This window comes from Streptomyces sp. NPDC056835, assembly GCF_042789485.1.
Lineage (GTDB): Bacteria > Actinomycetota > Actinomycetes > Streptomycetales > Streptomycetaceae > Streptomyces.
In genome coordinates, this window is sequence record NZ_JBHUBB010000002.1 from 69,010 (window position 1) to 86,461 (window position 17,452).

General features: G+C 68.5%; 19 protein-coding genes. 14 read left to right on the forward strand and 5 right to left on the reverse strand.

Annotated elements, in window-relative coordinates:
- The first annotated feature begins 279 nt into the window (after positions 1 to 279).
- Both ACFRMN_RS02785 and ACFRMN_RS02790 read left to right on the forward strand, forming a co-directional pair.
- Complete coding sequence (locus ACFRMN_RS02785) at positions 280 to 801, forward strand: hypothetical protein (RefSeq protein ID WP_383012249.1); 522 nt, start codon at positions 280 to 282, stop codon at positions 799 to 801.
- Between the two features lie 279 nt (positions 802 to 1,080).
- Positions 1,081 to 1,386 (forward strand): hypothetical protein, encoded by a 306-nt coding sequence (locus ACFRMN_RS02790; protein WP_383012252.1) that lies wholly within the window; start codon positions 1,081 to 1,083, stop codon positions 1,384 to 1,386.
- Between the two features lie 224 nt (positions 1,387 to 1,610).
- Here ACFRMN_RS02790 and lepB read toward each other — a convergent pair whose 3' ends face one another.
- The 4 genes from lepB to ACFRMN_RS02810 all read right to left on the reverse strand — a co-directional run bounded on the left by lepB (position 1,611) and on the right by ACFRMN_RS02810 (position 5,803).
- Complete coding sequence (gene lepB, locus ACFRMN_RS02795; protein WP_383012254.1) at positions 1,611 to 2,270, reverse strand: signal peptidase I; 660 nt, start codon at positions 2,268 to 2,270, stop codon at positions 1,611 to 1,613.
- A gap of 449 nt (positions 2,271 to 2,719) precedes the next feature.
- Positions 2,720 to 3,328, reverse strand: a complete 609-nt coding sequence (locus tag ACFRMN_RS02800; RefSeq protein ID WP_383012257.1) for a hypothetical protein — start codon at positions 3,326 to 3,328, stop codon at positions 2,720 to 2,722.
- A gap of 114 nt (positions 3,329 to 3,442) precedes the next feature.
- Positions 3,443 to 3,973 carry a hypothetical protein gene (locus tag ACFRMN_RS02805; protein ID WP_383012260.1) on the reverse strand — a complete coding sequence of 177 codons (531 nt, stop codon included), beginning with the start codon at positions 3,971 to 3,973 and terminating at the stop codon, positions 3,443 to 3,445.
- Positions 3,974 to 4,180: 207 nt separating this feature from the next.
- Entirely contained in the window at positions 4,181 to 5,803 is a 1,623-nt protein-coding gene (locus ACFRMN_RS02810) for a glycoside hydrolase family 20 protein (RefSeq protein ID WP_383012263.1), read from the reverse strand.
- Between the two features lie 175 nt (positions 5,804 to 5,978).
- On the opposite strand from ACFRMN_RS02810, the gene ACFRMN_RS02815 reads away from it, so the two are divergent.
- The 12 genes from ACFRMN_RS02815 (at position 5,979) to ACFRMN_RS02870 (ending at position 15,668) form a co-directional block, all read left to right on the forward strand.
- A complete protein-coding gene (locus ACFRMN_RS02815; protein ID WP_383012266.1) occupies positions 5,979 to 6,806 on the forward strand; it encodes a 2-oxo-4-hydroxy-4-carboxy-5-ureidoimidazoline decarboxylase in 828 nt (275 codons plus the stop codon).
- A 195-nt stretch (positions 6,807 to 7,001) separates the two neighbouring features.
- Complete coding sequence (sdhC, locus tag ACFRMN_RS02820) at positions 7,002 to 7,382, forward strand: succinate dehydrogenase, cytochrome b556 subunit (RefSeq protein ID WP_129770741.1); 381 nt, start codon at positions 7,002 to 7,004, stop codon at positions 7,380 to 7,382.
- 10 nt (positions 7,383 to 7,392) lie between these two features.
- Positions 7,393 to 7,884: a succinate dehydrogenase hydrophobic membrane anchor subunit gene (locus ACFRMN_RS02825; RefSeq protein WP_383012270.1), complete on the forward strand. Its 492-nt coding sequence runs from the start codon at positions 7,393 to 7,395 to the stop codon at positions 7,882 to 7,884.
- Positions 7,885 to 7,903: 19 nt separating this feature from the next.
- Positions 7,904 to 9,658, forward strand: coding sequence for a succinate dehydrogenase flavoprotein subunit (gene sdhA / locus ACFRMN_RS02830; RefSeq protein ID WP_383012273.1), 1,755 nt, complete (start codon positions 7,904 to 7,906; stop codon positions 9,656 to 9,658).
- Positions 9,658 to 10,446 carry a succinate dehydrogenase iron-sulfur subunit gene (locus ACFRMN_RS02835; RefSeq protein WP_383012276.1) on the forward strand — a complete coding sequence of 263 codons (789 nt, stop codon included), beginning with the start codon at positions 9,658 to 9,660 and terminating at the stop codon, positions 10,444 to 10,446. Before sdhA ends, ACFRMN_RS02835 begins: the two co-directional genes overlap by 1 nt.
- 138 nt (positions 10,447 to 10,584) lie before the next feature.
- Complete coding sequence (locus tag ACFRMN_RS02840; RefSeq protein WP_383012279.1) at positions 10,585 to 11,178, forward strand: hypothetical protein; 594 nt, start codon at positions 10,585 to 10,587, stop codon at positions 11,176 to 11,178.
- Between the two features lie 1,371 nt (positions 11,179 to 12,549).
- The gene (locus ACFRMN_RS02845) at positions 12,550 to 13,074 is read left to right on the forward strand and encodes a DUF5753 domain-containing protein (RefSeq protein ID WP_383012282.1); all 525 of its coding nucleotides are present in this window, start codon (positions 12,550 to 12,552) and stop codon (positions 13,072 to 13,074) included.
- On the forward strand, positions 13,071 to 13,232 hold the full coding sequence (locus ACFRMN_RS02850; RefSeq protein WP_383012284.1) for a hypothetical protein: 162 nt from the start codon (positions 13,071 to 13,073) through the stop codon (positions 13,230 to 13,232). Before ACFRMN_RS02845 ends, ACFRMN_RS02850 begins: the two co-directional genes overlap by 4 nt.
- Positions 13,233 to 13,398: 166 nt before the next feature.
- Entirely contained in the window at positions 13,399 to 13,698 is a 300-nt protein-coding gene (locus ACFRMN_RS02855; RefSeq protein WP_383012287.1) for a hypothetical protein, read from the forward strand.
- Between the two features lie 276 nt (positions 13,699 to 13,974).
- Positions 13,975 to 14,421, forward strand: a complete 447-nt coding sequence (locus ACFRMN_RS02860) for a hypothetical protein (protein ID WP_383012290.1) — start codon at positions 13,975 to 13,977, stop codon at positions 14,419 to 14,421.
- 6 nt (positions 14,422 to 14,427) lie between these two features.
- The gene (locus tag ACFRMN_RS02865) at positions 14,428 to 14,841 is read left to right on the forward strand and encodes a thiol-disulfide oxidoreductase DCC family protein (protein ID WP_383012293.1); all 414 of its coding nucleotides are present in this window, start codon (positions 14,428 to 14,430) and stop codon (positions 14,839 to 14,841) included.
- Between the two features lie 71 nt (positions 14,842 to 14,912).
- Positions 14,913 to 15,668: a TetR family transcriptional regulator gene (locus ACFRMN_RS02870; protein WP_383013004.1), complete on the forward strand. Its 756-nt coding sequence runs from the start codon at positions 14,913 to 14,915 to the stop codon at positions 15,666 to 15,668.
- Positions 15,669 to 15,753: 85 nt separating this feature from the next.
- On the opposite strand, the gene ACFRMN_RS02875 is transcribed toward ACFRMN_RS02870, so the two are convergent.
- Complete coding sequence (locus ACFRMN_RS02875) at positions 15,754 to 17,307, reverse strand: ABC transporter substrate-binding protein (RefSeq protein WP_383012296.1); 1,554 nt, start codon at positions 17,305 to 17,307, stop codon at positions 15,754 to 15,756.
- Between the last annotated feature and the right edge of the window lie 145 nt (positions 17,308 to 17,452).

The following is a 17,452-nucleotide window of genomic DNA, read 5'->3' on the forward strand; positions in this document are numbered from 1 at the left end:
CCATGACTTGTACAACCTGCAACGACCCGCTGACATTCTGCGGTGTGACAGAAAACGCATCGCTGGCGCTGATATGAGTACGGGGCCGTAACGCGGCTCCGCCGGACGGCGACCGGGGCCTCTCCTGTGGGGGGTGGCGGCCCCGGTCGTCCTCCCCTTCCCCGGCTCTGACCAGGTATGACGCAGGGCGTGGGGCCTCTGGATGACCAACGCGTGACCAACGCGTCCGGGCGTTCACTCACCGGTACAGTCCCTGCCCATCGGATCCGGGGAGGGCACATGGCCGTTGATATGTCGGTGCGGCTGACGTACGTAGTGACGTGGCGGGAGATTTCGGACGGGTTGAAGATCCAGCTGCGGTACAGCCCGGTCGGGCGGTGGTGCTACCGCGTCCTGTGGGGGCTGGGTGTCTTCCTCGGCTGCGTGATCGTGGCCAACCTGCTGACCAGAGGCATCGATGCCGTTGGCGCGGGGGTGTGGAGGTTCCTTCTGATCGCCTGCCTCCTCCTGGCCGCCTTCCGCTGGCTGACGGCCCTGGCCCTGCTGGGCTACGCCAGGCATCTGGGCGAACACCGCGTGACAGTGGACTCGTCCGGCATCAGGACCACCACCGAGCGGCACAAGCACGAGACCGGCTGGCAGTTCTACGGGCGCGGCTTCGAGGGCCGACGGGTCTTCGTGCTGCTCACACCGGACGTCTGGGGAGCCGGGGTGCTGATTCTTCCCAAACGCGGCCTGGCCGCTCCGCAGGACGCGGACCGACTGCGGGAACTGATCGCCGGCCATCTGCCGGCCGCGTAGCCGCACATGGCCGGCCGGCGACGGATGCCGACGGCCGCGGTGTGACGTTTGAGGGCGCGGCTTCGCTTGGTTGGGGGAGGAACCGAAAGGGGTTCCCCGCCGGGCGTCCGGATGAGGCCCCCGGAAGACGACAGCTGGGGGGCTGCGGTGGGTTCGGGTGGGGAACAGAGGCGTCTCTTGTCCGCCGGTGAGATGCGCGTCGGGGTGGCTGAGTTCATACGCCGGGTGACAGCGCGAAACCGGTTGCCTCTGGACTACTCGGTGGCGAGCCTTCGCGTGGTGGACCGCATCACCGATGGGCTCCGTGGCGCCGGGCCGGAGCAGAGGAACGTGGCGCGTGAGGTGTTCTGGCTCGGGGCCTACGCGGGAGAGGTGTTCGTCAGGAGGGCCGGCGCGGAATGGGTGGATTTCGACCGGGGACAGCAGGAGCTCTTCGGTCAGATGGTGGGTGTCCGGATGCCTGACGGACGACTGTGGAATCCGATCGGGAAAGTGGCCAAGCGGTTCGTGACCGGTCAGGAGGAGTCCGTGCAGCAGATGTACTTCCTGCTGCACGGCCGCGTGCCGATGAAGGCCGCGCCATGAAGCCCACTCCCCGTTCTTCGCGGGCGTCCGGTGAAGACGGCGCCGCTCCTCCAGCGCCCGGGAAGCCGGCCAGGACGACCGCCCCGGGGCAGTCGAAGAATCACCCGGCAGCCTCTCCCGCACGAGGCAGGAGTGCGGATCACTCCCCCGGCGCCGGTGAGAATCGGTAGCCGGGCTCACCGGAAGCACCTGGGCCGGAGGAGCGGCCGTGGGCCTGCCGGGGTTCACCCGTACGCGGTGAACCCCGGCGCCTGCCGGGCCCGGCGGGCCCGCCGGCCGGTCAGGACGCAGATGCCGCCGCCGAGGGTGAGGAGCACGCCCAGCACCGCGGCCAGTCCGGGCTTCACCGGGGCGGCGCCGTTCCTGAGCGCCCGGCCCTGGACCGCGGCGGTGGGAACGGTGCCTGAGTGCTCGCTCAGGAAGAACCGCGAGTCGTTCGAGTTCTCCCGGTTGTCGCCCAGGAGGAACATGCGTCCGGCCGGCACCTTCACGTCGTAGGGTGCCGTGCCGAACACGGAATCCGCCTCCTTCACGTAGGGCTCGTCAGCCGGTTCTCCGTTGACGGTCAGAGTCCCGTGGGCGAAGACGATGCGGTCGCCACCGAGCCCGATGACGCGCTGCAGCACCGGCAGCCCGTTGTACCGGTCCGGCACGCCGTAGAGCACGACGTCCCCTCGCCGCACGTCGTCGCCACCCGTTCGCTCCACCATGACCCGGTCACCCTCGCGGTAGGTGGGCTCCATCGCCCCTCTGGCCGTTACCACCGTGTAGGAGCTCAGGACGGACCAGAGCGCCCCGGCAGTCGTCGCGACCCCCAGGGCCGCCAGGACTGTCCCGGTGATCAGCACGCGGCGGCCGGCGCGCAGGCGTTGACTCTCGCTCATCGTCACTCCGTCACCTGAGGGCTCCGGCTCTTCGGTCGGTGGCATGCGGCGTCCCGGCTTTCCTGAGGCATTGATCGATTCCGCGCTTGTGCTCAGTCGCGGGCCGGGCGGTTGTACCCCAGGCGCGGGACGCGATTCCACTGCGCGGAAATAGCGGGCGAATCACCCGCGAAAGCGGGGGCAACTGTCCGCATTGTGCAGCTGCTTGATGTGCACACAGTCCGGTGACTGAACATCCCCCGCCCCCGCCGAGCGACAACTCGCGCGGGTGAACACTCTGCGCCCGTACCTGAGTGGCCGCGGTCACTGAGCCTTTCCAACCCGGTGGCAGCAGCCACGAGTTGGACACTCCGGCGCAACAGCGAAGCTCCTGGTGGACGGTGTCACGACCAAGATCCACCGCGCTGCCAGGAGCCGCACGTGCTCGACCACCCGTCGTTCGCCTTCGCTCAGCTCCCCGCCCGCGCCCGGCGCGAGACCACCGCGCGCAGCACCCGCTGACCTTCGGTCGACAGGTCCAAGGCCCGGAGCACCCCCGCGGCCCCCGCCGTCTCGGCGAGGGTCTCCAGGATCGCGATCTGGCGCCGCAGTTCACCGGCGACGAGCGGGCCGATCCCGTCCGTACTCTCCGCGCCGTCCGCCGCGTCCGCCACCGCGCCGGTGTCCTCCCGGCACCGCGCGAGCCGTTCCGCCGCGGCGGCGGGCCCGTCCTCGCCCACGGCGTCGAACCGCTGGTGGATCTCCAGCGCGACGACGGAGCAGGTGTCCGCCCAGGTCCGCAGCGGGCCGGCCGCCCATTCCGAGGGCGCGGCACCGAGCATGGTCCGTACGAGCGCGGTGGTGACGTCGGGCGCGGGGCCGGCGACGGCGTCCAGGGCGTCCCGTGACGCCGACAGCCGTGCCGGCCAGTCCTGTTCGCCGCTCACGACGCCCGCCCACAGCGGTCGCAGGACCTCGGTCTCCTCGGCGAGCAGCGGCAGGCAGCGGTCCAGGCAGGCGAGCCCGCTCGCGGCGAGGCCGCGCTCATCCGCTTGTGCGATCAGCTTCACCAGGCTCATTCACGTCTCCCGTCACGGACGCAGTACTGCCCCCTTGCCCCCTACTGCGTCGAACGGCTGAAATACGTCACTCGTAGATCGTCCGGAGCGCGGCCCTGGGCTCGCCCCCCATCGCTATACGCCGGGTTTTTCCGGTACGCCCGGGATTCCGAGCCCGTCGAGAAGGCGAAAGAATAATTCCTCGGCGATTGATTCCGGCCGCTGGAGGCGCAGCACTTCGAGGAGGGTCCACGGCTCCACGGCGGCGCTCACCGCGCTGCCCGCCTCGGTGGCCCAGGCGACGGCCCGTCGCGTCGCGTCCTCCGCCGACAGGAAGAGCTCTTCGAGAACCATGTCGTTCGCGGCGAGATGGCGGGCCATCGGCTCCCGCGCCAGACAGGCGTACCAGGACCCGCTCTCGGGAGCCGCAGCCTCCACCATCACGCATTCGCCGCCCATCACGAAGCCGAAGAGCACCGGCGATCCCATGGCCCTGGCCAGGGCGTCCATGTCACCGATGTCGGGCTCGCTCGGATGCCGCCACACCTGCCAGCCGTCGGCGCGCCGCTGATGGAGTGTCAGTCCGTGGCGTACGGCGGCCAGCGCCGGCTGCTCGGCGAGCGGGTCCTCGCTCCTGCCCACGACGAAATAGCCCCAGAAACCCATAACCCGCTCCCCCGTACCCACGCATATGTGGGCTACAGCCTCACCCGGCCCGTAAGGCCGCGACCCGGGCGGCACTGATCCGTCACAAGGCCGCCACACCTCGTACACACCGCGCGGGCGCGGCAGGACGCGCGGGCGCGGCAGGCGCCGCCACTCCCGCGCCTGCCGCGCCCCGCCCCGCCCCGTCCCGTGTCGTGACTCGGCCGGTCAGCCGGCGCTGGTCACCTTCGCCGCCAGCGACTGGAACGCGCTCCAGCTCAGCGTCGGTTCGGCCGGGTTCCACAGCTTCTGGGAGACCGCCGCCAGCGGCAGTCTGATCCCGTTCGCCACCTGGTCCTGGGTCTGCGCGTTCGGGAAGTCGCCCCAGACCGCGAACAGACCGCCCTGGATCTGCTTCGAGTACCGCTCGGGCACCGGCGTCGTGCCGCGCAGAACCAGCGGGGTCCACTGCTCGTAGATCCGCTTCCCGGTCGGGTAGATGAAGTTGTTCGGCTGACCGAGCACGTAGTACAGGTACTCGTCGTTGAAGTTCACGACCTTGCGCCCCTCGTTCAGATACTCCTCGGGAGGCCGGGCCCCGATCTCCCTGCCCGTCCAGTACTGGACCTCCAGGGCCGGATCGGCCTTCACGACACCGCCCCGGAAGAGGCCGTCGTTCCAGACCTTCAACGTCTTCTTGTACGGAGCGAGCGCCGCGGCCCGGTCGTTCGTCCAGGCGGTCGTCAGATCCTGGAGCGTGGCGTTCGGCCCGTACTTCTGGACCGCGAGCTTCGCCAGCTTCGGGTACGACGCCTCGGGGTCGGGCACCACCAGCGCCTGGTACTCGTCGGCGCCGAGGTTCCAGTACCGCCCCTTGAACAGCTGGGCGAACTCGCGGTCCAGTTCATCGATGAGCTTCGCCGCCGCGGGCTGCGAGATGTCGATCGCGCCCTTTGTCGGCACCCCGTTCACGTTGCGCAATTGGAGCGAGGGGTAGGCGCGCAGGACCGCTCCCAGGTGTCCCGGTGAGTCGATCTCCGGGACGACGGTGATGTGCAGCTGTTCGCCCAGCTCCAGGATCTTCAGGACATCGGCCCTGGAGAGATGCTGCGGGGAGACGATCTCGGGGTGGGTCCTGGACTCTATGCGGAAGCCCTGGTCGTCGGAGAAGTGCAGACCCAGCTGGTTGAGCTTGAGGTCGGCCATCTCGCGCATCCGGGCCTCGATCCAGCCCGGCGTGTAGTACTTGCGGGCGATGTCGAGGTTCAGCCCGCGCTGCGGGCGGGCTGGACTGTCCTGTACGACGCCCTCCGGCATCACGCCGTCGGCGCGTATGGACTGCTTGAGCGTGCGGGTGCCGTAGAAGACCCCGGCCTGGTCGGGCCCGGTGATCCGGACCCGGCCGCCGCTCGTGTTGAGCGTGTACGACTCGGCGGAGCCACTGCCGCCCTTGAGCGCCAGCTCGACATCGCCGGGCCGCGCGGCGACCACGCCCCGGTAGCCGATCTTCAGCTCCTTGGCGAGCAGCTTGCCCTCGTCGGCAAGACCCTCACTGCCCTTGGCTATGACGACCCCGCTGTTCGAGGCGGGTTTCCAGCCGGGACCGCGCGCCGCCTCGTGCTTCCGTACGGAGGGTATGCCGCGCGGCGTGGAAGAAAGCGGATACGACCGTGTGGGTGATGGCGTAGCGCTCGCGGCGGACTGGTCCGCCTGGCCGGAAGCGGACGCCGGCGACCGCGCGTCACCCGGTGAACCGGAACCCGTGCCCGTGGAGCCACAGGCCGACAGCGAGACGGCGGCGGCCAGAGCGACAACCGCTCCGGCGGCTCGGGCACCCTTTGATGGCGACATCACTCGTAAACCTCCCGTATGCGGCTGTCCTGCGAAAGTGCGACACGATTACGGCGAAGGTCGCACAGCGGCGTCCATCCCGCGCGTCGAAACTCTCCCATCCGGGTGAAAACGGCGCATCCGTCGGACGTCTTCCACAGGATGTCGATAACGTTTACGACGCAATTACCACTCCGTGCTCAACCGCATCACGCGCGATCACGTCCGTCAGTACGGATGTCACCTCGTCCGTCCGCCGCGTCCGCCCACCGCGTCCCTCACAGCGCATGCCCCGCCACTTCTGTCACACCGCAGCCGTCCCGCCGCGTTCGAGGAGCCCACGCTGTCCCGCGCGTCCCACACCGGCCACACGAACGACCCGACCGGCAACCCGACCGGCCACGCGACCGGCAATCCGACCGGCCCCGCGACCGGCCCCGCCGACGGTCTTACCCTCGGCCTCCGCCGTTTCAACGCCCTCCCGCCGGGCGTCGCCCAGGCCGCGCTGCTCGCCTGCTGCGGCAGCCGCCGCTGGACCCAGCGGATAGCCGCGCACCGCCCGTACCACGATGTCGATTCACTGCTCGCGGCCTCCGACGAGGCGAGCTACGACCTCTCCCACGCCGACCTCGCCGAGGCGCTTGCCGCCGAGGCGTCCTCGGGGCCGCCCCACAGCGCGCCGGCCTCGGCCAGGACCGCGCTGCGCGCCGCGCACGCCGCGTACGAGAGCAGCTTCGGCCACGCCTTCGTGATCAGCCTCGACGGTCACGCCCCGGAGGAATACCTCGACCACGTGCTGGCCGGTATCCGCGCCCGGCTCTCCCACGACCCGGACCACGAGAGGTCCGTCTCCGCCGACGAGCTGCGCCGACTCGCCCGGGGCCGGCTGACCCGCCTGCTCGCCTCCGGCCCCACCGCCGGAGCGGTCGGCTCCGCCACCGGAACGATCGGCTCCACCACGGGAACGGTCGGCTCCACCACCGTCGCGGCGGACTGCATAGCCGGAAGCGGGCAGGCAGGCTGAGCGATAGCCCGTACGTGGCTGTTTGATTGCCTGTTTGATCACACCTATGGGCCCCCGGGCGAACGAACCGACAAGTCGTCGCTACGATGGCCGGGGCCGGTGGACCGTACCCGGCCGGGCGCGACCGACACCACTGTGCTTGATTGAGTAGAAGATGGCGGCCGGCCCCGATCCCCGCTCCCGGAGGGTTTTTCCGTGCCGGCTGGAACGCTGTACCGCGGCCGGGAAGGAATGTGGTCGTGGGTGGCTCATCGAGTCACCGGCGTGCTCATCTTCTTCTTCCTGTTCGTACACGTGCTGGACACCGCTCTCGTCCGTGTCTCACCCGAGGCATACGACGACACCGTCGCGATCTACAAGACGCCGGTGGTAGCGCTGCTTGAGTACGGCCTTGTGGCCGCCATCCTCTTCCACGCGCTCAACGGCCTGCGCGTCATCGCCGTGGACTTCTGGTCCAAGGGCCCGCGCTACCAGAAGCAGATGCTGTGGACCGCCGTGGGCATCTGGTTCGTCCTGATGGTCGGCGCCCTCTACCCCGTGCTCGGCCACGCCGTGCGCGAAGTCTTCGGGAGCTGAGAGTCCGCCGATGTCTTCGAACAACACAGTCACCAAGACCTCTTCCTCGATCGGTTTCATCGAGAGCGAGAGCCTGTACGACGTCGATCACCCGGCGCCCGTCATCGAGGCGCCGCGTCAGCGGACCAGCAAGACCCCGAAGGCGACCCGCGGCAACTTCGAGATGGCCGCGTGGCTCTTCATGCGGCTGTCCGGCGTCGTGCTGGTCGTGCTGGTCCTCGGTCATCTGCTGATCCAGCTGGTGCTGGACGGCGGCGTGTCCAAGATCGGCTTCGCCTTCGTGGCCGGCCGCTGGGCCTCCCCGTTCTGGCAGGTCTGGGACCTGCTGATGCTGTGGCTGGCGATGCTTCACGGGGCGAACGGCCTCCGTACGATCATCAACGACTACGCGGAGCGCGCCAACACGCGCCTGTGGCTCAAGGGCCTGCTGTACACCGCCACGGTGTTCACCATCCTTCTGGGCTCGCTGGTGATCTTCACCTTCGACCCGAACATCCGCTAAAGCCGGGGCTGACGAGACAATGAAGATCCATAAGTACGACACCGTCATCGTCGGCGCCGGTGGCGCCGGTATGCGCGCGGCCATCGAGTCGACCAAGCGCAGCCGTACCGCCGTGCTGACGAAGCTGTACCCGACCCGGTCCCACACGGGCGCCGCGCAGGGCGGCATGGCCGCCGCGCTCGCCAATGTGGAGGAGGACAACTGGGAGTGGCACACCTTCGACACGATCAAGGGCGGCGACTACCTGGTCGACCAGGACGCCGCCGAGATCCTGGCGAAGGAGGCCATCGACGCCGTCCTCGACCTGGAGAAGATGGGCCTGCCGTTCAACCGGACCCCGGACGGCACCATCGACCAGCGCCGCTTCGGCGGTCACTCCCGTAACCACGGCGAGGCGCCGGTCCGCCGGTCCTGCTACGCCGCGGACCGTACGGGCCACATGATCCTCCAGACGCTGTACCAGAACTGCGTCAAGGAGGGCGTGGAGTTCTTCAACGAGTTCTACGTCCTGGACCAGCTGCTGACCGAGGTCGACGGCGTCAAGGTGTCCGCCGGAGTCGTGGCGTACGAGCTGGCCACCGGCGAGATCCATGTCTTCCAGGCGAAGGCGGTCATCTACGCGTCCGGCGGCACCGGCAAGTTCTTCAAGGTGACCTCCAACGCGCACACCCTGACCGGTGACGGCCAGGCCGCCTGCTACCGGCGCGGACTGCCGCTGGAGGACATGGAGTTCTTCCAGTTCCACCCGACGGGCATCTGGCGCATGGGCATCCTGCTCACGGAGGGCGCCCGCGGTGAGGGCGGCATCCTGCGCAACAAGGACGGCGAGCGCTTCATGGAGAAGTACGCGCCCGTCATGAAGGACCTCGCCTCGCGTGATGTCGTCTCGCGCTCCATCTATACGGAGATCCGCGAGGGCCGCGGCTGCGGTCCCGAGGGCGACCACGTCTATCTGGACCTGACGCACCTCCCGCCGGAGCAGCTGGACGCCAAGCTGCCCGACATCACCGAGTTCGCCCGTACGTACCTGGGCATCGAGCCGTACACGGACCCGATCCCGATCCAGCCGACCGCGCACTACGCCATGGGCGGCATCCCCACCAACGTCCAGGGTGAGGTCCTCGCGGACAACACGACGGTCGTTCCCGGGCTGTACGCGGCCGGCGAGGTCGCGTGCGTCTCGGTGCACGGCGCCAACCGGCTGGGCACCAACTCGCTGCTCGACATCAACGTCTTCGGACGCCGTTCGGGCATCGCCGCCGCCGAGTACGCCGCGAAGCACGACTACGTCGAGCTTCCCGAGGACCCGGCGTCGCTGGTCGAGGCGCAGGTCGAGCGGCTGCGGAACTCCACGGGCAAGGAGCGGGTCGCCGTGCTGCGCCTGGAGCTCCAGGAGTGCATGGACGCCAATGTGATGGTGTTCCGCACCGAGCAGACGATCAAGACGGCGGTCGCGAAGATCGCCGAGCTGCGCGAGCGCTATCTCAACGTGTCCGTCCAGGACAAGGGCAAGCGGTTCAACACGGACCTGCTGGAGGCCATCGAGCTGGGCAACCTGCTCGACCTCGCCGAGGTGATGGCGACCTCGGCCCTGGCGCGCAAGGAATCGCGCGGTGGTCACTACCGCGAGGACTACCCGAACCGCGACGACGTCAACTTCATGCGCCACACCATGGCGTACCGCGAGGTGGGCGACGACGGCAGCGAGTCGATCAGGCTCGACTACAAGCCGGTCGTCCAGACCCGCTACCAGCCGATGGAGCGTAAGTACTGATGGCTACCCCGACCATGGACAAGCTGGAGGCGCTGGAGGCGGACTCCACCTCCTCGCACCTCATCGCGGTCACGTTCCGGATCCGCCGCTTCAACCCGGAGGTCTCCGCCGAGGCCGAGTGGGAGGACTTCCGGATCGACATCGATCCGAAGGAGCGCGTACTCGACGCTCTCCACAAGATCAAGTGGGACATCGACGGCACGCTCACCTTCCGGCGCTCCTGCGCGCACGGCATCTGCGGCTCCGACGCGATGCGGATCAACGGCCGTAACCGGCTGGCGTGCAAGACGCTGATCAAGGACATCATCTCCACGGACAAGACCGGGGCCGTCAGCAAGCCGGTCACGATCGAGGCCATAAAGGGCCTCACGGTCCTCAAGGACCTGATCGTGGACATGGACCCGTTCTTCCAGGCGTACCGCGATGTGATGCCCTTCCTCGTCACCAGCGGCAACGAGCCGACGCGCGAGCGGCTTCAGTCCGCCGAGGACCGCGAGCGCTTCGACGACACCACCAAGTGCATCCTGTGCGCGGCGTGCACGTCGTCCTGCCCGGTGTTCTGGAACGACGGGCAGTACTTCGGCCCCGCCGCGATCGTGAACGCGCACCGCTTCATCTTCGACTCGCGTGACGAGGCCGGGGAGCAGCGGCTTGAGATCCTCAACGACAAGGACGGCGTGTGGCGTTGCCGCACGACGTTCAACTGCACGGACGCCTGTCCGCGCGGTATCGAGGTCACGAAGGCGATCCAGGAAGTCAAGCGCGCGCTGATCACGCGCCGCTTCTGAACACGCGGGTCTGAGCTCGCGGGTCTGGGCGCTGGGCTCCGAGGGGCTCGTTTCTGTGCGTACGTCATACGGAAACGGGCCCTTCCTGTGTCAGGATCGATCCTGTCGGCAAGCCCAGGGGAACGGGGAGATGAAGAGATGACTGAGCCCAACCCGTACGCGGACGGCGAGTACAAATGGGGACCGACGCCGGGCACTCCACCGGGCAGTACTCCGCCGACCGGTGTGCCGGGGGTACCGGAGTACGACTTCCCCAACCCGACGCTCGCCGACGGAGCGCCGGGGGCCGCCACCGCCGGCTACGGCTACCCCGGCGCCACCCCCGCCCCGGGCTACGGCTATCCGCAGTCCGGCGCCCCGTACCCGGTACCGACGGGCGCCGCAGGAACGCCGCTGGTGTCGATCGGTGACATCACGGTCGTGGGCGACTCGATCATCACCCCGTCGGGCACGCTCCCGCTGAGGGGCGCGATCTGGAACGCGACGGACATGTCGCGCACGGAGGAGAAGATCCCGACGCACGCCATCATCCTGGCCATCGTCTTCTTCATCTTCTGTCTGCTCGGGCTGCTCTTCCTCCTGATGAAGGAGAAGACGACGACGGGCTTCATCCAGGTCACGGTCACCAGCGGCGGCAAGCACCACTCGACGATGATCCCGGCCAACCACGCGGGCACGTTCCAGATGGTCATGGGCCAGATCAGCTACGCGCGGTCGATCAGCGCGATGTGAGCGGCAGGTAACGGTAGCCGGGGTGGGCCGGAGTCGGTCATGGCGGGTGGGGGCCGCCCCTCGGGCTTCAGTTTCGCGGCTCCGGGCCGGGCATCAAGGGCGCTCCTACGTCGCGTCGGCTACGCCGATTCCGCTTCGCTCCACCCTGGACACCCAACCCTCCACCGCAAGTGCTGCTTTGAGGGGGGCGGCCCGAGGGGAGGGGTCCCCGGAGGGCTGGGATCGTGGGGCCGGTCTGCTCCCGGCCTGCTGGTTGGTGGGCCCTGCGGGGCTGCGCGGCAGTGGAGTGGGGCGGCCCGGCACCGGCTCAGCGGGCTGGTGTGAGTGGGTGGTTGGGACTCATGCCCCACCGTGAGGGGTCCGTTGTCGGGTGGCACCTGTTGGCTGGGGCGGACGGACCCGCAACCTGCACCCTATGTCCCAGTTTGGAACGGTCTTGGGAGGGTCCTCCGGCCGGTGATGCGTCCTAAGGCCGGTTAACCCGTCCCCACGACACATCACCGCCTCCGACCGGCCCACTCAGCGCCTCACCAGTCACACACACCCCACCACCCACACAGCCGGGCAGCGGGGCATGAGTCCCGGCCGCTTCCCGACCGTCAGACGCTTTGCCGGGGCCGGGCCGCCCCACTCCACTCCCGCGCAGACCACCCACCGACCCGAGGTCGGCAACGGACCGCCCCCATGCACGGATCCCCTCCGGGGACCCCTCCCCCGGGCCGCCCCCACAAAGCAGCACTTGCGGTGGAGGGTTGGGAGTCAAGGGTGACCGCAGGTCATCGGCTTGCCGACGCGACGCAGGAGCGCCCTTGACGCCCGACCCGGAACCGCGAAACTCAAACCTGAGGGGCGGCCCCCACCCGCCATGACCCACTCCGGGTCACCCCGGCTACTCCTCGGCCCTCACCTCACACCCCACCCCTGCTGCTGCGCCTATTCCGTTCCGCCACCCGCGCGCTCAGCCCTTCGGCGGACAACGATTCATCGTGGGGAGACTTGGGCTCCGTACCCCGGACGCCCTTCTTCACCACGAGCACACCGTCCATGCCGAACGCGGCGATCAACAGAGACAGGCGCCTCCGCGCCTCGCTGCCCCTCACGCGGCCAACCACCCCCGCCCGCAGCCCACATACATCGGCCCCGGCAGCACCTGCCCCACTCAGCGTGGCCAACTCGTCCGGGTCACTCATCCTCGTATCGGTGGCTTGTTCGGTCATGACAGATGTACCTTCCGTTATCTCGCGCTCGCTTTATGTGTCCAATCTTCGAAGTCCGCGAGCGTGCTCAACAGGTAGGCAACTTGGACTCCGAAAGGTGTCCAATGACCATTCGAGGGTTCACGGCAAAGAAGCCTGCTGTAGTTACTCACTCGTGGCGAAGATCGAGGCCGGGCAGCGCGTGCCGCCCCTGACTTTCGCCGAAGCGTGCGACCGGACCTTCGCCCATTCCCAGGGGCGCTTCGTCCGCCTCTGGCCGCTCGTCCTCCGGTATGCCTTTCCGCCATGGTTCCGTCAGTACGCGGAGCTGGAGTGGACGACTGCCGCACTGCGAATGTTCCATCCGCAGCTACTGCCCGGGATCGTACAGACAGAGGAGTACGCGCGAGCCGTACTGCGAAGCGGCCGCCCGACCAACCTTGAGGAACTCGTTACGGCGCGCGTCGAGCGGCAGCGCATCCTTGAGCGGAACGATCCAACGCGGTTGTGGATCATCCTGAATGAATCCGTCCTCCGGAACACGGTGGGCAGCGAGGCCATTATGCGGAAGCAACTCAGCTCTCTCCAGGACCTGGCTCGGACACCCCCGCACGTCGTGCAGATCATCCCTGACAGCGACCGCCACCACGGTTGGGGAAGCCCCTTCGGCCTGTTGTCCTTCGACGAGGGCGCAGTGTGACCCATGTCGACGGGTTCCCACGTGGCTATCTGCTGGCCGAGGCCGACGATGTGCGTGCGGCAAGCAATGCCTACGATCTGCTGACGGCCATGGCAGCGCCGCCCGACGAGTCGGCGGACATGATCGCTTCCATCGTGGAGGACCGTTACCCGTGCTGACGGAGTGAGCGAAGTCGCCCGAATACCTCCCTCGGAGGTCACAAGCCCATGAGCACCGTTCAGTTCACCGTCGACCCGCATCAGGCCGCCGCCGAATGTCGGCCGTCGGCCGTCGGCATGGGAACGCCGGGTGCGCCCCGCGAGTTCATCCGGCATGACGAGCGCGGTGTGGCAGATCGCAGGGGGAGCGGTCGCGCTGGGTGCGGCTGCGTTCGTCGCGGACCGCGCGCTGCTGTGGATGGAGCGGCGGGGCTGGGTCTACTGGCGCAAGCGCAAGGGCCTGTCCTCCATCGGTATGGACTTCGCGCAACAGATCACTCCCGGGGCGCAGGACGGCAAACGTGCCATGGAACAGGAGCGGGTGCGCAAGAACGTCAGGCCGGCGGAGGAGCCGCCCTTCCGGGTAGACCTGGACGCGGGCGTGGTGCACGTTCGCCGTGCGGGGCAGGACGGGCAGGGTTCGTAGAGCCCGATCCGGTTCTGTCTCCGGCCCCTCCGCCAGGACGTGGGTACGGCCCATCGTCCCGCGTCAGCCCGAAGCCGGGGCGCGCAGGGGCGCGGTCGTAGGGGTCTTCCCGATGCGCCGCCGCCCGGCCCCCGGTTTTCCGGGTGTTCCCGGCGTACCTCCCGCACACCTTCCCATGTGTCCCGTACCGCACGGGCATTGGCTTGAACACGTTCAAAAGTAGGTCTACAGTCCATGACACCAGCTTTTGAACACGTTCAAAGGGAGGGTGGGGGGATGGACCTCACTGTTGTCGCGTATGTGGTCTACCTGGTGATCAGCCTGGCGCTGACCGTGTGGGTGGCCCGGACGCTGAGCCGGAACGGGCGCGTCTTTCTGGCCGACGTACTCCAGGGCAACGAGAAGCTCGCCGACGCCGTCAATCACCTGCTGGTGGTCGGCTTCTACCTCGTCAACCTCGGCTTCGTCACGCTCTATCTGAAGTCCGCCGACACCGTGGAGCACGCCCGGGGGCTCTTCGAGGCGCTGTCGGTGAAGGTGGGGGTCGTACTGCTCGTACTCGGAGTGATGCACCTCGGGAACGTGTACGTACTCAACAAGATCCGGCGGCGCGGGATCATGGAGCGCGAGCAGACGCCGCCGGTGCCGCCGCAGGGCTGGACGGGTCCCATGGGCAAGGGCTCCGGCCCCGGTCCACGGATCACGCCGGCCACTGGGACGTGAGCCGCCATGGCCCGGCCCGCGTACCGGCTGCCTGTCCGACGGCTGACCCTGCTGTACGACGCGCACTGCCCGCTCTGTGTCCATCTGCGGTACTGGCTGACACGGCAGCCCCAACTCGTACCGATCGACCCGGTGCCCGCCGCCTCGCAGGAGGCGCGGCGGCGGTATCCGGACCTCGATCACGGCAGCACGCTCAAGGAGATCACGGTCATCGGTGACGGCGGCCAGATCTATCGCGGGACCGCCGCCTGGATCGTCTGCCTCTGGGCGCTGGCCGAGCACCGGCCCAAGGCCCACTGGCTGTCCACACCGGCCGGCGCGCCCTTCGCCCGGGTCACTGTGCTCGCCGCCGCCAAGTACCGGGAACTGACGGCGGCCCCGTGCGAAGGGGCGTGCGAAGCACCCGCTCCTTCGCATTAGGCTCGGTCGGTGTGAAGGACGAGAAGGACCAGAAGCAGGACCGGAAGCAGGACCGGAAGGACGCACGCGGAGTGCGGCGGTCCACGGCCCCGCAGGTCCCAAAGCCCCTGAAAGCCCCGGTCCCCAAGAGCGAGCAGACCCGCACGCTCATCCTCGAAACCGCGCTCCGGCTCTTCCGGGAGCGCGGTTTCGACAAGACGACCATGCGGGCCATCGCCACGGAGGCCGGGGTCTCGGTCGGGAACGCGTACTACTACTTCTCGTCCAAGGAACATCTGGTCCAGGGCTTCTACGACCGGATCGGCGCCGAACACCGGCTGGCGGCGCGGGCCGTGCTCGACCGGGAGACCGATCTGGAGGCGCGCATGGCCGGCGTGCTGAACGTCTGGATCGATGTCGCGACCCCGTACCACGAGTTCGCCGCGCAGTTCTTCAAGAACGCCGCCGACCCCGAGAGCCCGCTGAGCCCCTTCTCTCCCGAATCGGAACACGCGCGCGACGCGGCGGTCGCCGTCCACCGCGAGGTGCTGGCCGGTTCCAAGGCGAAGGTCGCGGACGAACTGGCGGACCTGCTCCCGGAGTTGATGTGGCTGGCCCAGATGGGACTGGTCCTGTACTGGGTCTTCGACCGCTCCGAGGACAGCGAGCGGTCACGCCGGCTCGCGGAGCGCGGCGCCCGGCTGACCAGCAGGGGCATCGCGCTCTCGCGGTTCCGGGTGCTGCGGCCGCTCGTACGGGAAGTGCATGAGCTGTTCGAGGACTTCCTGCCCGGGATGGCAGAGGTGGCCGCGACGCGCGCCTCCCGGAAGCCGAGCGGCCAGAGCTGACCGGCGGGTCAGCCCCAGCCCACCGTCAGCCCGGACTTCCCACCGTCGGTCCGGACTTCCCGCCGTCAGCCCGGGCTTCCCGCCGTCAGAGCCAGCCCAGCTGCCACAGCCGCCAGATCCCGGTCCCGTCCGACAGATACTGCGCGCCCGTGACATCACCGCTGCTCAGTACGTAGTCCTTCTTCTGCCACAGCGGCAGCAACGGCACATCCTCGGCCACCGCCTTCTGGATGGACCTGAAGTCCTCCGAGGCGCGGGCGCGTTCGCCGTACTGCTGGGTGGACTCGATCAGCCGGTCGACGCGGTCGCTCACGTACCCCGCGTGCAGCGTGGAGTCGCGGCCGACCAGAGGCTGGATGAAGTTGTCCGGGTCCGGGAAGTCCGGGAGCCAGCCGACGGTGTACGCGTCGTACTGCCCGCTGGTGTAGCCCTTCTGGAAGGCCGTCCACTCCCGCTCGACGATCTTCACCTTGAACAGCCCGGTGGCCTCAAGCTGCTTGCGCAGCTCCGTCGCCTCCGGCGCGGCCGAGCCGCCGTCCGCGTGCGCGAGCGTGAACGTCACCGGGGTCTCCACGCCCGCGTCCGACAGCAGTTCCTTGGCCCGCTTCAGATCCGGCTCCGGATAGGTGTCGAAGAACGGTGTGGTGTGCGAGGTGATGCCCTGCGGGATGAGCGAGTAGAGCGGATCGACCGTCGAGGCATAGACATTGAAGGCGATCTTCGACCGGTCGACGATCGCGGCGACCGCCTGACGTACCGCCTTGTCGGCCATCGCCGACCCCTTGCGCACGTTGAAGACGAGGTTGCGGATCTCGGCGCTGTCGGCCTCGTTCATCCGGATGTCGTCGTTGCTCGCGTCCAGCCCGGCGATGAGCGACGGCGGCAGCTGGCGGTGGGTGACATCGACCGTACGGGCGTTCCAGGCGGCGGCCAGTTCGGCGGACTTCTTGAAGTAGGTGATGTCCACGGGACCGCCCACCTCCGCGATCGCGCCGCGATACCTCGGATTGGGCTCCAGATGCGCCGTGGAGCCCGGGGTGTACGTCTTGAGGACGTACGGCCCCGACCCGTCGGACTCCGGGTCCGTGCGCAGCCCGTTCGCCGGGTAGCGGGTGTGGTCGACGATCGAACCGGCGCCGGTGGCGACCTTCAGCGGGAACGTCGCGTCACGGGAGTCGAGATGGAAGGTGACGGTCAGACCGTCCGCCTCGACCGACTTGAGCGTGGCGAAGAGGGACTGCGGGCCGACGTTCGACTTGATGGCGAGCACGCGGTCGAAGGAGTACTTGACGTCCTCCGCCGTGATCTTGTTGCCGTTGGAGAACTGAAGATCGTCCCGCAACTCGCAGCGGTAGGCCCGGAGTTCGCTCCCGATGAAGCCGCAGGTGCGGGCGGCGTCCGGGACCGGCGTGACCGAACTGGGTTTGAACGTCAGCAGTGACTGGTAGATGTTGCTGAACAGCGCCCAGGATCCGGCGTCGTACGCGCCGGCCGGATCGAGCGAGGTGACCACGTCGGTCGTACCGACGGTGATCGCTTTCTGGTTGGCGTCGCGGGACGGAAGCAGCTGCCAGCCGCCCACCCCCGCAACCACCAGCACAAGAGATGTGATGAGTATCCGCAGACGGATCGGCCGCATGTGCTGTGCCCCTCTATCACGCCCACCCCTGACCGTGATGGCGCTCACCCAACCACACGGGAATCCCCGGCGGAAGAGAAAACCCGGGTCGCACAGGCAACGGTCGTGTTAAACGCGCGGGATCCGGGACAGGCCCTGGGGCCTG

Bases quoted from the DNA above. Each gene is read 5' to 3' on its own strand.
- ACFRMN_RS02785 (WP_383012249.1), top strand. From the start codon at position 280: ATGGCCGTTGATATGTCGGTGCGGCTGACGTACGTAGTGACGTGGCGG.
- lepB (WP_383012254.1), bottom strand. From the start codon at position 2,270: ATGAGCGAGAGTCAACGCCTGCGCGCCGGCCGCCGCGTGCTGATCACC.
- ACFRMN_RS02800 (WP_383012257.1), bottom strand. From the start codon at position 3,328: ATGAGCCTGGTGAAGCTGATCGCACAAGCGGATGAGCGCGGCCTCGCC.
- sdhA (WP_383012273.1), top strand. From the start codon at position 7,904: ATGAAGATCCATAAGTACGACACCGTCATCGTCGGCGCCGGTGGCGCC.
- ACFRMN_RS02840 (WP_383012279.1), top strand. From the start codon at position 10,585: ATGACTGAGCCCAACCCGTACGCGGACGGCGAGTACAAATGGGGACCG.
- ACFRMN_RS02805 (WP_383012260.1), bottom strand. From the start codon at position 3,973: ATGGGTTTCTGGGGCTATTTCGTCGTGGGCAGGAGCGAGGACCCGCTC.
- ACFRMN_RS02835 (WP_383012276.1), top strand. From the start codon at position 9,658: ATGGCTACCCCGACCATGGACAAGCTGGAGGCGCTGGAGGCGGACTCC.
- ACFRMN_RS02810 (WP_383012263.1), bottom strand. From the start codon at position 5,803: ATGTCGCCATCAAAGGGTGCCCGAGCCGCCGGAGCGGTTGTCGCTCTG.
- ACFRMN_RS02865 (WP_383012293.1), top strand. From the start codon at position 14,428: ATGGCCCGGCCCGCGTACCGGCTGCCTGTCCGACGGCTGACCCTGCTG.
- ACFRMN_RS02860 (WP_383012290.1), top strand. From the start codon at position 13,975: ATGGACCTCACTGTTGTCGCGTATGTGGTCTACCTGGTGATCAGCCTG.
- ACFRMN_RS02875 (WP_383012296.1), bottom strand. From the start codon at position 17,307: ATGCGGCCGATCCGTCTGCGGATACTCATCACATCTCTTGTGCTGGTG.
- ACFRMN_RS02825 (WP_383012270.1), top strand. From the start codon at position 7,393: ATGTCTTCGAACAACACAGTCACCAAGACCTCTTCCTCGATCGGTTTC.